The sequence below is a fragment of the Flavobacterium sp. P3_A6 genome (assembly GCF_056403035.1).
Window position 1 is genome coordinate 393778 of sequence record NZ_JBFUGG010000003.1, and the last position, 16857, is coordinate 410634.

The window sequence follows — 16857 nt, forward strand, 5'->3', positions numbered from 1 at the left end:
GAAATCCAAATTAACTAAGTATTAACTGTCACTTCTTACCATATTGTAATATCAGAACAAAAAAAAATCGGAAAATGCTCGAACATTTCCCGATTAGGTAAAGTGATCAAACCAAAAGATTAATCACTAATTAACATTCCAAAATTATGAAAAAACCACCAAAGTCGAATGGATTATTTCCATGGGACTTAAAATTTGATTTAAAAATGAAGTTATCACTGTTATTTTTTGTCACCGCAAGTTTTGTCATGCATGCAAGCATATCTTATTCTCAAAAAACAAAAATCTCTTTAAATAAAGAAAATGTTACCGTAAAGGAGGTTATCGACGAAATTGAGACAACTACTGAATTTAAGTTCCTGTTTAATACCAAAGCAGTAGATTTAAACCGTAAAGTTTCTTTAAAAGTTAAAAAGGTCTCAATAAATGTTATTCTGGAATTACTTTTTAAGGATGTCGATACTAAATATGAAATTGATGACCGCAAGATATTGTTAACCAAAAACAAAGAGAATAAAGTCATTATGATGACTTCACAAAATCTAATTGATTTGCCTCCAAAACAAATCACAGGTACTATCACAGACTCAAAAGGACAGCCTTTGCCAAGTGCCAATATTGTTGAAAAAGGTACTGCCAATAGGGTAACTACAGATTTTGACGGAAAATTTTCCATTACAATTTCAAATGAAAATGCCACACTCGTAATATCTTTTATAGGTTTTGATACTAAAGAGGTACGCATAAATGGGCAAAGCAGCATCAATGTAGCCTTAATGGAAAGTGCTGCAGGTTTAAATGAAATTGTGATTATTGGTTATGGTAAACAAAAAGCCGGCGATGTAACAAGTGCAGTAGCCAGCATAAAGGCTGAAAAATTTACGCAGGGACAGAACAGGGATGCCGGACAGCTAATTACAGGAAAAGTTGCAGGTCTGAGTGTAACTAATGCTACGGGAGACCCTAATGCTACAACTTCAATTAAATTGAGAGGTAATAATACACTTTCGGGAGCCTATACAAACCCTCTGGTTCTAATTGACGGCATACCTGGATGGCTCGATACGGTAGCTCCCGAAGATATTGAAAGTATAGATGTGCTTAAAGATGGATCTGCAGCTGCTATTTATGGTGTACGAGGTACCAACGGGGTAATTTTAATAACCACCAAAAAAACTAAAGGCGGTGCACAGATAAATAATGTGGAGTATACAGGTTATATTAGTACTGCCCAAATATCAAGAAAACTTGATTTTATTGGCGCTGACCAGTTTAGGAAATTATATCCGGGAGCAGATAACGGCGGAGATGTGGACTGGCTTAAAAAAATTACCACCTCACCTATAATCCATGTTCACAATCTTTCATTACAGGGAGGTAATTCGCAGACAAATTATATTGCAAATATCAATTATAACAGTCAGGAAGGCGTATTTATAGAATCAAACAATAAAACATTCAGGGGACGTATTGAGGTAAACCATAAAATGTTTGATGATAAGCTAAAACTTCGTTTTTCAATATTGGGAAGAGAGTCATATACTGAGGGTAATTTTTCAAACTGGACATATTATCAGGCACTAAGACGCAACCCTACAGATCCGATTAAAAATGCTGATGGCACGTGGCATGAAAACTTAAATAAACTTGGATATGAAAACCCCCTGGCACTTATTTACGAGGCCGATGGAAATACAAAAACCACAGAGATGCGTTATGTGAGCACACTTACATACAACCCGATCAAAGATCTTACTTTGAATGCCAATTTCTCTTTCAGACGCCAGCCGAGCACCAACGGAAATTCAACTACATTAAACCACATTTCAAATATACGCGATAACTCTGGTGTTAATGCATGGATCGGTGGATATACCGATACCGAAAAACTTATGGAGTTAACCGGCACTTATGAAAAAAACATCGAAAAAAATAAATTTACAATTCTTGGCGGCTACAGTTATATTGAAAATGGCAGTGAAACCTGGAATATGTTTAATAAGCAGATTCAGGATGATGTGTTCGGAGGATGGCACAATATTGGTTCAGGTTCTGGTTTACAGGAGGGTTTTGCAACTATGGGTTCTGGAAAATGGAAGACCAACCTTATCAGTTTCTTTACCAGAGCAACATACGCTTACGATGATAAATATCTTTTAATGGCAAGTGTAAGACATGAAGGAGCAAGCCAGCTTTGGGGAACTGACAATGCATGGGGGACATTTCCGGCAGTCTCTGTTGGATGGAAGCTTACAAAGGAATCTTTTATGCAAAACCAAAAAATATTTGATGAACTGAAACTACGTGCAGGTTATGGTATAACAGGTTCTCAGCCATCTGCATCTTTTTTGGGTGTGGCAATGCTGCAATATGGGGATTATGCCTATGTAAACGGACAATGGATACGAACAATAATACCAGCATCTAATCCAAATCCTGACCTTAAATGGGAAGAGAAAAGAGAAACAAACATTGGTCTGGACTTTAGTTCATTAGGCGGGCGTCTTTCCGGGTCTATAGATCTTTACACCAGAGATGTTGTAGGGCTTTTGTATAATTATACCGTACCGGTTCCGCCAAATCTTTACCCTAATATCATGGCAAATGGTGGTAACATGGTAAACCGCGGTATTGAAGTCCTAATTAATGCAGCCCCTATACAAACCACTGATTTCAAATGGGATACTTCAATTACCTATTCTACAAACGACAACACCCTTAAAAGCCTGAATGGAAGTACATTCAAAACTGATAATGACTATTTTGATACAGGATCGGTAGCTTACGAAGGACAGGTAACAAGTTCCCACAGAGTTCAGGTAGGTGAAGCAATTGGTAATTTTTATGGTTTTAAAGTAGTAGATGTAGATGATAACGGCAAGTGGATTTATGAAAATCGTAATGGAGAAAGAGTTCCTTATGATAACTTTACCCATGCTCCCGAAGACAGACATTATCTTGGTAATGGTCTGCCAAAATGGTATGCGGGATTTAACAATACTTTAAAATACAAAAAATTAGATTTTACTGTAAACATGCGTGGTGCCTTTAATTATCAAATTATTAACGAAGCACGTATGAACTTTGAAGGAACACAGAATGGATACAGAGATAACCGTTTGACTTCAGTAAATGACAAAGTGTTTGGAAAAACAACCCTGAATCCTTCTGTTGCGGCTGAATTTAACAGTTATTATATTGAAGACGGTGATTATTGGAAGATAGATAATATTACTATGGGATATACTTTTGAAAAATTTTCTAAAAGTTTTAAATCCATAAGAGTATATGGTTCTGTAAACAATGCTTTTATTTTTACTTCATATAAAGGTATTGATCCCGAAGTTAGTACCTCAGGTTTGAATCCCGGGGTTGACAGACGCGAGAAATTCCCCACTGTACGCACATTTGCTCTTGGTTTAACAGCTAGATTTTAATTTTAAAATTACTGAAATGAAAACAAAAATAATATTATTTACCGCTTTTTTAGTTTGTCTATTAAGCGCTATCTCTTGTAATGACCTGTTGGATGAAAGTTACGGAAGTGTACCTATTGCAAATTTTCATCCAAAAACAGATTTAGAAATAAGTGCACTTGTCAACGCCGCCTATATTCCATGGCGTAAAACTATGCTTTTGTGGAATGGTGTAGTGCGTACCCAGGAACTTTCCGCAGACCAGGATGTCATCCCGGCACGCATCGGTATTGGATGGGTTGACGGTTATATTTATAAAAGATGGCACCAGCATACCTGGACCACCAATGATGATGGAATGTATCAGCCATGGAGCAGAACATTTGAAGGCATTAATACTACCAACAGGATTATTGCGCAAATCGAAGAGGGTGGTATTGTGCTTCCTTCCGATCAGGCAAAAAACGCTTTACTGGCAGAACTTCGCGTATTAAGAGCTTCGTACTATTATATTCTTATTGATCTTTATGGAAACGTTCCTTTGGTTACAAATTTTCGTGATACAGCACTCCCAAAACAGTCAACAAGAGCTGAAGTATTTGACTTTATCGTCAAAGAAATAACAGACAATATCGATCAGCTTTCACCACAAGCAAGAGGTTACTACTACGGCCGTATGAATAAATGGGTTGCCCACACTTTACTCGCAAAAATGTATCTCAATGCCGAAGTATGGCGCGGACAGGCAATGTGGCAACAGTGTATTACCCAATGTGATATCGTCTCAACATCAGGTTTTTATTCACTCGAGCCAAATCAAAAGAATGTTTTTGTAACAGAAAATCAAAATTCTAATGAAATCATATTTGCCCTGCCAATGGATGAGAAATATGTTTCAGATTGGAATGCTTTCGATTTTCACATGCAGACTCTTGCCCAGGAAAGCCAGAAGACCTACAATATGACATTTGCACCATGGGGAGGTGTGTGTGCCACTCCGCAGTTTATTCAATCTTTCAACCCCGAAGATAAACGTCTGCAGCAAAACTATATTCAAGGGCCACAGTTTGCCCGCAATGGTGATCCTTTGAGTATAAATTATACTATTTCGGTTCCTTCTATTGACGAGTCAGACAAAGATGACGGCTACCGTTGGGGCAAATTTGAAATAAAAATTGGTGCCCAAAACCGTCTTGGAAATGACTTTCCTGTATTTAGATATGCAGATATACTGCTAATGAAAGCTGAAGCACTTATGCGCTCAGGTAAGCCTGGGGCAGGTAATTTAGTTACACAGGTGCGTCTGAGAAACTTTGACAATGCCAGTGTTGCAATTGTAACAGACCAACAGCTTATTCTTGGAAGTAATTATGATTATGGCCGAAGAGATACTTATTCCCAAACTCATGAAGGTTCAAATAATTTGATATATGGACGTTTTTTAGATGAACTTGGCTGGGAATTCTGTCAGGAAGGGCACCGTCGTCAGGATCTGATCAGATTCAATGTCTTTACAACAAGAGCATGGTTCTCGCACGATCCTTCAAATTCTGATAAAAACCTATATCCAATACCGCTGCAGGCTATACAGACTAACAGCAATCTTGTACAAAATCCAGGTTATGGTAATTAAAATCCAGGTTTGTAACTTTTGCATGCCTGCTGACTTAGTAAAATAAGATTTCAATCCTAATAATTACAGATTTGGTAAAATAAAAAAACCTGCAAATTCATTTGAATTTGCAGGTTTTTGATTATTGGATGGCAATACGGAGCTGGTTTTCCTCCCACAAGCTGTCTGCTTATGCATAAGTTAAAAAAGCTATGGAGGACTTGAAATTTTAATTATCTTGGTTATTGAATCTTATAACTCTGCTAACATAAATCACGGAATGCAATACAATATAGTCATTTTGTAATTAGTTTTATTAAAGTTAAATTTTATTTAATAAGCATTAAGAAATCAAATGATTTTCTTTTTAAAGCTCCGTCTACTCGCATAAAATTTGGAAATATTCTAGTAAAAGGTTCGAATTTTGCACCTAGAAGTCACGATAAAATTAAAAAGCCTGTAAAGTATTGATTTTACAGGCTTTTTTTGGTTCGATAAAATTAACAATAGATTTTATAAATCGGTAACCCCCTTGTTTTTATTGAGTTTACTGGTTCGAATCCTTTAATATTTTTTAACTTATTGGTTGAATTTTTAAAAGTAATTGAGATTATCATATAGTTGTCCAAGAAAAAAAACTAGGTTAAGTTTTGATTTTTCTTAACTCGCTGTCCATTTTTGTTAACATATCCAGGCTGACCAAATAGATTCACGGGTAACTAAGGATTTGATGTCAATGGGTCATCTTAAGGGAGTTTTGATAACAATAGCTTGATATTCTCCAAAACAAGTTTAGGTTCATCAAGTTGGATAAAATGTCCTGACTTTATTGTCGTTACATGTGTGAAATCCGTTACTCCAGCCTTAAGTGATTCCTTAGAGTCGTACCATAGTTGTCTATCGGCCGAATCATGTTCAGCATCAATTTTCATACTCGTTATTGCGATAACCGGAACGTCAGGCAAATTAGGTAATCCTTCCATATATTTAAAATCCTCGATTAATTGCAGGGTTTCTAATGCTATTCCCGAATTTGCACCATAATCTGTTTTAAAAGTGTTATAATATGAGTCTATCTGCTTTTGCGTATAATGGTTGTATTTTTCGTGAGAAGCATCAACAAATACTAAACCGGCAGCTTTTTTTGGATTTTTTATAGCATAATCCCTAATAATCAATCCGCCTAATGAATGCCCTACAAGCAGTACTTTTCTGCCGTTTGCAAATTTATTTATAACTGTTTCAAGCTCACTCCTTAGTTTATTGATATTTCTAGGTTCAGTGTCAGATTCTGATTTTCCATAACCAGCTCTATCATATAATAAAACGTCAGAATCTAAAAAATTAGCTATAGATAAGATTTCTGAGGATTTTCCAGTACTGTACCAGGATGTATGATCATTACCATGACCAGATTCAAAAACAACCAAATATTTTGAATTTTTAGATACTGAGTATGCCATAAGTTTGTGTGTTCCTAAGTCTGCCTCAGTTTCAGGATATTCTAAAGTACGATTTTTATCATCGTCTGAGCAGGAGGTAAAATTGAGTGCAGAAATAGTGGCTATGAAAAGATATAATAATCTAATTGTATCAGCTTTGTTTAGATTTAATTTTTGTGTTGCATTTTTTAAAATCATCAGTACTGTTTTAGTTTTTTAAAATAAAATTCGGCACAAATATCAGTATTACCTAGCATCCTAAAGTTCTGATTTATGAATCCGAACCTATTTTAAAAATAAACTCTAAACTGCTAATTTGCTATTTGAAAAAAAACAAAATATTATAAAATAATTTGCTCCAAAGCGAGATTTGCTTTTTTAAATTGAGATGGAGTTTGATTCGTTATTTTCTTAAAAGTAGTATTAAAGACTGTTTTAGAATTGAAGCCAACTTCAAAAGCAATTCCTATTAAACTTAAATGTTTCATGTTAGGATCCTGAATCATTTTTTTTGCTTCTTCGATGCGGTATCTATTAATAAATTGATAAAAATTTTCACTACAACCTTTATTAATGATGTAAGAAAGCATATGTGATGAAACATCTAATTGAGAAGCCAATTTGAATAAGCTTAATTCAGGATCCAAAAAAGGTTTTTTATTTTCCATTACTTGAATTAAGCTAGATTTTATTTCTTGTAAATACACATCAGAGATTAGTTTTTTCTGATTTATTTCTGAATTCGAAGTCTCAATTATAATCGCATCAATTTCTTCTTTTTCTTGTTTATTAAGCTGAAAAATTCCTTCTTGTTTTAAAGAAAAATAGGCAATAAAAAAAATCCCGCCTAGATAAATCAGGCTGGCAAAATGGTCAAAAAGCACATTGGTTTTTGCTAATTTAAAGAGATTGTCAATTAACCAAAGGGCAGTTATGATCAATACACAAATGACAACTTTCTGTAACCATTTTAAGTTGATTGCATCAGTATTGGAAGTATGCAGAAACAGTTGCTTTTGATGGGCAACAATTTTTCTATAAGCCGCAATACAATATGAAATAACCTGAAGACAAAAAATTAAGTCGAAAACTGTAATAATTATAGCTGCATTTTTTTGATTCGCAGCCGTAGGGGGTGGTGCCTCAATCTGGAGTGAAAGGACAAGTAAAAGTAACATTATAAAAGCAAATGCAAAATGAAAGTTATCTCTTGCTCGCCATTTTCTATTAGGTTGAATAAAATAAATTACACTAAAATAAAAAATGGGGGCGACTATAAAATCCGTTATCCCCAGAAAATCATTTATGGGCATTCTTGTTTTCAAAAATTCAGTTTTTTCTAATAGATCATTAAACTGAATAAGGAAAATACACAAAATAAAAGAACCAAACCATCGATTAACCTTACTGTTTACCTGATTAATATTTGCAAAGATTAAAAATGCAAGTAATAAAGTTGTTCCCGCAACAAAGAAGCTGATTAGTTGATCCATTAAAAAGAATTAAGATATATATGTTTAATGTATTTTTGAGAATGATAAAATTACCATATTCTATATATAAACAAAAGTATTTTCTTTTGAATCGGGACTTTAATCAAAAATTAGCCTAAAATATCAAAAGTGCAGCCAAAAATCCCTGAGAGACAATATGGATTACATTTAAGTTTAATTTTTACAGAGAATAAAAACAAAAAAAGCGCGCGCTATTTAAACAAAACTGTACTAACGGGAAAATTTCGATATTTGTTTTAATAAATCAAATCATTAGATCAGTTTGATTCAGGTTAATGTTCGATTTGTAAACTTTACCCTTAATCAAATACTTTTTTTTAAACCTCTGTCAACTGGTTCAAAATATGAAAATCTTCTGGAAAAAGGTTCGGATTTTGTACCAAGTAATTTTATAAGTATATTGTAAAATCCTGTAAGAATTTGGTTTTACAGGTTTTTTATGGTTCGACAAAATCATCGATAGATTAATGATCCCTATGTTTGTCGAGTTTACCGGTTCGAATCCTTTAATGTTTTTTTAACTCATATGGTAGACTTTTTGAAAGCAAGTAATTTTACTATGTTAAAGAAAAAAATCTTAGCTTTAATTTGTCTTAATTTATCGTCCTCTTTTATTAGCATATCCAAGTATTTGATTGGTTCATGTTTGGCATTGTCGGCTATATCTTTCAATTTTGGACTCTGCAAAAGTATTTGTTTTTAATTTTTAAGTAGGGTAGAAGCAAAGTAAATTGTTTTATTGAGTTATATATTTTCGTTATGTAAATCTTTTTGGTTTATTTAAAATAAAAAATTAATCGTTGGCTTATGACTTTAAAGAATCAAGTTGAGGCGCAGCTGCCTACTGATTGGGGAATTTTTAAGATTATGGCATATTCTGAGGATGCAGATGATTGGATGCCGCATATCGTTTTAGTGCATGAAAACACTGATTTTAAAAAACCGGTTGCAGTTCGTTTACACTCGGAATGTTTAACGGGAGATATTTTTCATTCTTTGAAATGTGAATGTGGTAAGCAGCTGCATGTTGCTATGGATTATTTTAGCAGCAATGGTGGTATTTTGATTTATTTGCGTCAGGAAGGACGCAATATTGGAATTATTAATAAGCTTAAAGCATATAAACTTCAGGAGGAAGGTAAGGATACTGTTGAGGCTAATCTGGCACTTGGATTGTCAGCTGATGGACGTTCTTTTGATGAAGCCATAGCTATTTTGGAAGATTTGGATGTGAAATCTATTGTGCTTTTGACAAATAATCCTGAAAAAATGAAAGCTTTTGAGGATTCCAATGTAGTATTGGTAGATTGTATTCCCATTGAGATTGAATCAACAAAAGAAAGCGAAGGTTACCTGCGTACAAAAAAAGATTTTTTTAAGCATTTTCTGAATTTGGATCCTGTTTAATAATAGCATTTTGAGTGTATATGTATTTGATTTTATGAAAAGAAAAGAATTTACGGTCGACTGGTTGTTTTATCACTCGGTTTTTATTTTGATCGGGTTGTTTATTGACATAGTCAATGGTATCGTATGTTTTTGTCCTATTGCAGGCGCTTTAGTTTTTTTGATCTTTCTGATTAAAAATTGGTCCGGATTTACAGAAAAGAAATATTGGGGCGGTGTGCCTAATGTGGTGACATTATTTCGGCTGATGTTGCTTTTTACGGCGCCATTTATCATGAATGATCGTTTCAATATAGCTGTTTTGGGTACTGTTTTTGTAATGTTGGATGGTGTTGATGGCTTTTTGGCGAGACGACTTGATCAGATTACGCATTTTGGAGGGGTGCTTGATATGGAAGCTGATGCTTTTTTCTGTTTGATGTTTTCGTTGCTGATCGGATCTGAATATCCAGAAATGCAATGGGTTTTGGTTGCGGGATGTATGCGGTATTTTTATAAAATTATTACGACAGTATGGAATAGAAAAGCTTTTGCAGAGACAAAACAGAAGTATGCTCGTTTTTTTGCAGGTTGTTATTTTGTTAGTTTGGTGCTGTTTTTTTATGTGGATTTTTCATTTGGAAAATATATTGTTGCGATTGGTAATGGACTTGTTCTGTTTTCGTTTTTGATTTCGTTTTTACATTTTTTAAAAAAAAGAAGCGTGTGATTATTATTTTAACATCTGACATTTGTAAAAGAATTAGCGGCGGAACGATTTACAATGAGAAGCTTTTTGAATTTTTAATAGCAAAAGGCCGCAGGGCAGCTGTTGATGTTGTATCAGATATTAATGGATACGATTTTAGAGATGATGTGTCCTATATAATTGATGGTATTTTGATTGATGCAAAGCTGAATGTAACCAGGTTGAGGGATTTTAAGATTTGTTTTTTGATTCATCTTTGGCCGTCTGCAAATAGTTTGCATGTTAACAATACTAGGTTAATTAAGACTGAGAAGCTGATTTGTGAGGCGTTTATGATTTTTGTTACGGGAATGGTTTCATTAGATTATATAAATAATGTTATACAGCCTGCAGCCAAAACATGCTGCTTAATAGAACCCGGTATTGATAGTGGTTGGAAGACAAAAGACTGCTTTAACGAGAAACCGCAGAAAATAATTTATTTGGCTAATTTTATTGAAGGCAAGGGACATATTAAACTTTTAGAGCTTGTTAAAAAGTTAAGATATTTAGATTTCAAGGTAGATTGTTTCGGCGAAATACTTTCAAAACCTTATTTTTTGGAGCTTGTAAATGAAGTTGAGCGTTGTGAATTAGAGAATATTACTTTTAATGATGCTGTACCGCACGAGCATATAAATGAATTGCTTCTAGAATATGATCTGATGCTGCATTTTTCGGATTATGAAAGTTATGGTATGGGGATTATGGAAGCACTTTGTGCACATTTACCTTGTATAATTACACCCACTGGTAATTTTAAAAAATATCAATCTATTGGTATTCAAGGTATTTTGAATTCATTTGATGTAGGTGAAATGACAGATGCTGTAAAAGATGTTCTAAATTCTCCGGCTATGTATTTACAGTTGGTACAATCTGTAAAAGGGTTAAATATGGAATGCTGGGAGACTAACTTTGAATTGCTTTTAAGTAAAATAGAAGAGTTATGATAATTTTTACATTTGTGTTTGGGTATCTTAGTCTACTTATTGAATTGATATTTTTTCATGTGCCAAGTGTAGCAAATACACAGAATTTTTTCAAAAAAAACAATAATTACGAGGTTGATGAAAGTGAATATATTACTAAAATCTATAAATGGCCGATGTGGAAAAAAATTATGATTTTGGCGGTGCCATTTTTTTTTATAAATGTTTATTTTTTACTGCCCTTTTTATATTTTTTTCCGAATCTTCATGAAAGCAAATGGCTGGTTTTTGAAACCAATAATTGGTTAATTATTATTGGAACACTTTGTGTGATTGCAGGCAGATTGATAACATTTGGCTCTATGTTATATATGCGAAAAGAAAATAAACAAATACAGAATAGTTTTAAACTGCATGTAAAAGGTATTTTTAATTATTCCCGAAATCCGGGATTAGATGGTATGTTTTTGTTTTTTACCGGATTTGGCATTTTGTTTCCAAGTTTTTTAATTTGGGGAGGATTGATATTATATTTCTTTTATATGCGATTTAGAGTGAAAATTGAAGAGGAATTTTTGAAGAAATTATTTAAGGAAGAATATTTGGATTATATTATTAGAACGAAACGTTTTTTATTATTTTAAATGGAAAAAATGATTGATAATCAGCAGCAAACGATTAAAGCATGGTTTGATAAAACGTATTTGACAAGAGGTGAAATGTATCTTCGTCCGAAAGAGGCCTATTATATTTTTGCGGAACTGCTTCAGATTAAAGCTAATGCAAAATTGCTCGATGTTGCTTGTGGATTGGGCAGAATGTTAGAAATAGGATTAGATTATAAAGCGGAATGCAGCGGTGTTGATATTTCTAGTGTGGCAGTAGAAAAAGCAAAATTGAAACTGCCGGAAGCTGTAATTCTAGAAGCTAATGCCGAAGCACTGCCTTTTGATGATAACATGTTTGATTTTGTTACCTGTCTGGGATCTTTAGAGCGGATGCTTGATAAAGATAAAGTGTTACAAGATATTAAAAGAGTTACAACTGCTGATTCCAGAATTTGTTTTATGGTAAGGAATTCTAATTCCTGGCGCTGGCTGTTTACTAAAAAACTTTTTTTTGCAGTTAATAAAAAAGGACATCAGGATGCAAAAAATTATCAGCAATGGAAAGCTTTATTTGAGCAACAACAGCTTGAAATTGTAAGTTGTATCCCGGATCAATGGCCAATAATGCGTATATTACAAATATTGACTTTTGGTAAATTTAATGGTTACAAAAACAAACAAAACAGTTTTACACCATTACAATATGCTAATGAATTTATTTTTATATTGAAGAAGAATTAACTTGAATACACCAACCGACATAACGCAATTATATAATGCTCTTTTTCAAATTGAAGCTAAACTAAAATCCGCTGGTGAATATCCAATTCATAAGCGGTTAGACTTTGGGGGAGAGTTTAATGATATTTATGAATTTTTGATTTCTAAAATCGATATAAAAAATAAATATATCTTAGATGCAGGTTGTGGTGTGGGCTTTGGCAGCTTACTTTTTGCAAAAAACAATGCCGCAAAAATCACAGGAATCAGCGTTAGCAATTTAGAAATCGAAAGTGCTGATCGCAATAAAAATAAATATCATTTTGATAATGTTGATTTTAAAGTCAGCAATTTTGAAAATACTGAATCTTGTAATTACGATTTAATTTTTTGTGTAGAATCACTTAAACATTCCTTAGACTTTGATAAGGATTTTAATGCATTATTAAGTGGTTTAAAGACGAATGGTAAGTTAATTATTGTTGATGATTTTTTTGAAGGCAAAATTACAGCAGCAGCATGTGAGGCTTTTATGTCTGATTGGAATTTGAATTTTTTATTTGCATTGTCTCATTTCTCTGGAATGCCACATAATTTTACACTGGAACTAGAGGATTTAACACATTTTATGCCTAAAAAATCTTTATTTAAAATCAACATGCAGCTTTTGTTTTTTAAATTATTAAGGCGTAAATCAATGCTTAAAAAGCTTTTTAAAGGTGGATTGCTACTTGATAAATTGTATGCTGAAAAAACAATGAAATATCAATTAATTATAATAACAAAGCAGGAATGAAGCATACATTAATATATACGTTTTTAGGTATTCTGCCACCAATGATTAGTTTTGTTCTATTGCCTGTGTTTTTAAAATACCTGACTACAAATGAGTATGCAATATTGTCATTATCCAATGCTTTTTTTGCAGTATTTTCTATAATTTTAAACTTAAAAGTAGATCAGGCGTTTAGGCATATTTATTTTTTTGAACCAGATAATATGGCTAAACAGCTGTCATTGTTTAGGAGTTTATTTAATTTTCAGATTATTATTTTTTGTTTTTGGATACTCGTTATGTATCTGTGCGGCGATCTGTTGTTTCGTTTTGTTTTTAAAAACAATTTTTCGTTTTTTCCTTATACTTTTATAATGATGTTATCGCTGTTTGTCAGCATGTTAAATGGCTTCTATTTTCTCTATTTGCAAAATAAATTTGAAGCTAAGAAGTATAGTTTATATTTTATTGTAAATATTTTACTTACACCAATCTTGCAGGTATTATGTATAAAAATATTTAAATTAGGGTTTTTATGGTTTTTGCTTTCGTCGCTTTGTGCTAATCTGCTTATGTTTTTGTTGATTATTTTTAATAACAGACAGCTTTTTAAAATTGAATTTTCAAAACCTGTTATCAAAGAAGCACTTCAGTTTTCATTGCCATTTATTCCGTTTTTGATATTATATAATTTAGAAAATCAATTAGACAGATTTTTTATAGAGAAGTTTTTAACACTTGAAGATTTGGTACGTTATTCAGTTTTGTTAAGTATTTCAAGTACTGTTTTTATACTGTTTAATAGTCTGGATAATGCAATAAGACCAGAATTATTTTCGATACTTTCTAAAAAAACGGAAGGTTTTGAATTGTTAATTCAGGAAAAAATGGATTTTTATCTTTTAATCGGTCTTATGGTATTAAGTTTTTTATCAGCTTTTGGCATAAATATTCATTGGTTTTTAAATCATCCAAAATATAATGGTATAAGTTTATATTTTCCGATAGTAGCCCTTGCATTTTTACCATTAATTTTATTGCGTTTTTTAGGACTGATTTTAATGTATGAAAACAAAATTAAAAAGATTAATTATTTTGCAGTTGGTAAAATAGTATTGATGGCAATTCTGTTTTATTTTTTAGTGCCTCAGCTGAAAATTAATGGTGCACTAATGACGATTGGAATTTCAAATTTATTGAATGTTTGTATTTTTTACAAGATTCTTCATGTAAAAATGCTTCCCAGCCGAAAGATATATTTTTATGTCAGCCTATTTGTATTATTAAATAGTGTGGTGTTATTTTTGAATAAATCGATACTTGCACCTACAATTGCTATTCTTCAATTTGGCCTTTTTATTTTGATATTTTTGATGAAATATCAAAAAGAATTAAGAAAACAATGGCAACCATATAAAAAGAATCTGATATGAAAGTTAAGCCGGCCTATTGGGATTTGTTATTAAGTATAAAAGAAATTTATCAAAGCATTGATGTATTAATAGAAACGTTGAGTATTACTTATGAATATAATGTCATAAAAAGTACAGATGCATCTTTGTCAGAATATCTGGCAGTCATTTGCTTTTATCCGGATAAAGAAAAAGATGCTTTTTTTGAAGTTTTATATAGTAAGGCTTTTCCAAAACAGCTTAAAAATGTTTTTAAACTGTATTTGGACTATATTTTAGTAAACAAACATTCTAAAACGCCTTTTACCTGTGTTCATGTGGCACAAACTATTGATGGTAAAATTGCGACCGTGTCCAGAAAATCTAAATGGATTGGCAATCAGGAAAATTTAATTCATAACCACCGAATAAGAGCACTGGTTGACGCAATACTTATTGGTGGTAATACATTTAGGATTGATAGACCGAAGTTGGATGTGAGGCATGTAAAAGGCAAAAACCCTATTAAAGCCATAATTGCAAATTCACCTTTGGAACTTGACGATTTAACACCGGGTAAAACATACCTTTTTAGTAGCAAAAACTTGTCATATAATCATATGCCCCCCGATGTAGAAGTAGTTAATATCAACGATGGGACTGAATGTATACCTATAAAGTCATTATTAGAAGTTTTGAAACAAAATGGTGTACATTCTGTTCTTGTTGAAGGAGGAGCTTTAACGATTAGAAGATTTATTGAACACAAAATGTTGTCAAGAATAGAGTTTCATATTGCCCCAATGTTATTTGGTTCAGGTAAAAATGGAATTGAATTGCAGGAAATTCAAGATTTAAACGAAGCGATATGTTTAAATAATCCAAAGTATTATAATATAGGAAATGCTATAATGATAGTTTCAAATTTATAATTTATGAGAGTAAAGGCACTTTGGCATAACAATAAAAATACATCCGAAATAAAAACGGAACAGCTTAATTTTAGTAATATAAATCAAGCTGTTAAAATGAATACGAGATATTCTTCAATAAGTATAGGTACAGAAAAACTCGTTGCTAATGGCGAAATACCCATAGATCTTTATACTAAAATGAAAGTGAATTACATGGGAGGTGGTTTTGATTTTCCTATAAAATACGGCTATTCGTTAGTGGGAGAAACTGATGATCATAGGTGGGCACATGTTATGCATCCACATCAAGATCAAATTATAGTTAATGATGATGATTGTTATTTTTTTTCTCAGGAAGATATAGATCCTGTCGCTGCTACCCAGTTTTCTAATCTCGAAACGGTAATTAATGCCATTTGGACATCTAAAGTAAAACAAACAGATACCGTTTTAGTTTGTGGAACTGGAAGCGTTGGTATTTTATTGGCACAAACAATAAAAAAATATATTGGAGCGACAGTATTTGTTCAGGAAATAAATCCGGTAAAAAAAGAAAAATTAAAAGACTTTGGGTTTGATTTATGTAAAAATAACCTCGAATATGATATTACATTTAATGTATCAGCCAACCAAAAAGGCTTGCAATATTGTATCGATCATACAATTGAAGAAGGAAAAATAATAGAGTTAAGCTGGTACGGAAATAACCCTGTTTTACTGCAATTAGGTGGAAATTTTCATTATAAAAGACTGCAGATTATTAGTTCACAAGTGTCTTCAATACCGCATGAAAAAAAAGAAGTTTATAACTTTTTGACCCGAAAACAATTAGTAGAGCATTTACTTAAAACTATTGATTATAAGATTTTTATATCGAATACAATTCTCTTTGATGAGCTACCTCTTTATTTTGATCAAATTAGAAAAAACAAACCTAATGAAGATTTCATAACTATAGTAAAATATTAACCCAAACATAAAAATATGTATTTTGTAAAAATTAGAGAAAGCATGATGATTGCCCACTCCTTAAAACATCCTTTTTTTGGACCGGCGCAAAATGTACATGGAGCAACGTTTGTAGTAGACGTAACATTTAAAACCGCAAACCTTGATAAACATAATGTTGTTATTGATATTGGTTTGGCGCATAAAGTAGTAAAAGACATATTGTCAAAACTTGATTATCAAAATTTAGACGATTTGGATATTTTCAAAGGTAAACTCACCACCACAGAGTTTATAGCCCGATATGTCTATGACGAAGTAAGTATAAAAGTAAAATCTTATTTTGATGGTAAAATCAGCGTTTCAATAAAAGAAAATCCCAATGCCTGGGCTGGTTTTGAAGAGAATTAATACAACGACAGGTTTTACAAGACATAATAATAAACGATAA

General features: G+C 32.5%; 14 protein-coding genes. 12 read left to right on the top strand and 2 right to left on the bottom strand.

Annotated features, from left to right (window positions below; translation table 11 throughout):
• Window positions 1-146 precede the first annotated feature (146 nt).
• Both AC1DVP_RS05260 and AC1DVP_RS05265 read left to right on the top strand, forming a co-directional pair.
• Entirely contained in the window at window positions 147-3437 is a 3291-nt protein-coding gene (locus AC1DVP_RS05260; protein WP_477182481.1) for a SusC/RagA family TonB-linked outer membrane protein, read from the top strand.
• A 16-nt stretch (window positions 3438-3453) separates the two neighbouring features.
• Window positions 3454-5049 carry a RagB/SusD family nutrient uptake outer membrane protein gene (locus AC1DVP_RS05265; RefSeq protein WP_477182482.1) on the top strand — a complete coding sequence of 532 codons (1596 nt, stop codon included), beginning with the start codon at window positions 3454-3456 and terminating at the stop codon, window positions 5047-5049.
• 725 nt (window positions 5050-5774) lie between these two features.
• Here the strand turns inward: AC1DVP_RS05265 and AC1DVP_RS05270 are convergent.
• Complete coding sequence (locus AC1DVP_RS05270; protein WP_477182483.1) at window positions 5775-6668, bottom strand: alpha/beta fold hydrolase; 894 nt, start codon at window positions 6666-6668, stop codon at window positions 5775-5777.
• Window positions 6669-6811: 143 nt separating this feature from the next.
• Window positions 6812-7963 (bottom strand): helix-turn-helix domain-containing protein, encoded by a 1152-nt coding sequence (locus AC1DVP_RS05275; protein WP_477182484.1) that lies wholly within the window; start codon window positions 7961-7963, stop codon window positions 6812-6814.
• An 828-nt stretch (window positions 7964-8791) separates the two neighbouring features.
• Here AC1DVP_RS05275 and ribA point away from each other — a divergent pair.
• From ribA to AC1DVP_RS05325, 10 genes are read left to right on the top strand one after another with little or no spacing between them, the layout of a single operon-like run.
• On the top strand, window positions 8792-9391 hold the full coding sequence (gene ribA, locus AC1DVP_RS05280; RefSeq protein ID WP_477182485.1) for a GTP cyclohydrolase II: 600 nt from the start codon (window positions 8792-8794) through the stop codon (window positions 9389-9391).
• Window positions 9392-9425: 34 nt separating this feature from the next.
• The gene (locus AC1DVP_RS05285; RefSeq protein WP_477182486.1) at window positions 9426-10100 is read left to right on the top strand and encodes a CDP-alcohol phosphatidyltransferase family protein; all 675 of its coding nucleotides are present in this window, start codon (window positions 9426-9428) and stop codon (window positions 10098-10100) included.
• Window positions 10097-11071: a glycosyltransferase family 4 protein gene (locus tag AC1DVP_RS05290; RefSeq protein WP_477182487.1), complete on the top strand. Its 975-nt coding sequence runs from the start codon at window positions 10097-10099 to the stop codon at window positions 11069-11071. Before AC1DVP_RS05285 ends, AC1DVP_RS05290 begins: the two co-directional genes overlap by 4 nt.
• Window positions 11068-11694, top strand: a complete 627-nt coding sequence (locus AC1DVP_RS05295) for a methyltransferase family protein (RefSeq protein WP_477182488.1) — start codon at window positions 11068-11070, stop codon at window positions 11692-11694. Before AC1DVP_RS05290 ends, AC1DVP_RS05295 begins: the two co-directional genes overlap by 4 nt.
• A 9-nt stretch (window positions 11695-11703) precedes the next feature.
• The gene (locus tag AC1DVP_RS05300; RefSeq protein ID WP_477182489.1) at window positions 11704-12399 is read left to right on the top strand and encodes a class I SAM-dependent methyltransferase; all 696 of its coding nucleotides are present in this window, start codon (window positions 11704-11706) and stop codon (window positions 12397-12399) included.
• Between the two features lies 1 nt (window position 12400).
• Complete coding sequence (locus AC1DVP_RS05305; RefSeq protein ID WP_477182490.1) at window positions 12401-13174, top strand: class I SAM-dependent methyltransferase; 774 nt, start codon at window positions 12401-12403, stop codon at window positions 13172-13174.
• Between the two features lie 41 nt (window positions 13175-13215).
• Window positions 13216-14586 (top strand): oligosaccharide flippase family protein, encoded by a 1371-nt coding sequence (locus AC1DVP_RS05310; RefSeq protein ID WP_477182518.1) that lies wholly within the window; start codon window positions 13216-13218, stop codon window positions 14584-14586.
• Window positions 14583-15476, top strand: coding sequence for a RibD family protein (locus AC1DVP_RS05315; protein ID WP_477182491.1), 894 nt, complete (start codon window positions 14583-14585; stop codon window positions 15474-15476). Before AC1DVP_RS05310 ends, AC1DVP_RS05315 begins: the two co-directional genes overlap by 4 nt.
• Before the next feature lie 3 nt (window positions 15477-15479).
• On the top strand, window positions 15480-16427 hold the full coding sequence (locus tag AC1DVP_RS05320; protein ID WP_477182492.1) for an MDR/zinc-dependent alcohol dehydrogenase-like family protein: 948 nt from the start codon (window positions 15480-15482) through the stop codon (window positions 16425-16427).
• A 15-nt stretch (window positions 16428-16442) separates the two neighbouring features.
• Window positions 16443-16817, top strand: a complete 375-nt coding sequence (locus AC1DVP_RS05325) for a 6-pyruvoyl trahydropterin synthase family protein (protein WP_477182493.1) — start codon at window positions 16443-16445, stop codon at window positions 16815-16817.
• Window positions 16818-16857 lie beyond the last annotated feature (40 nt).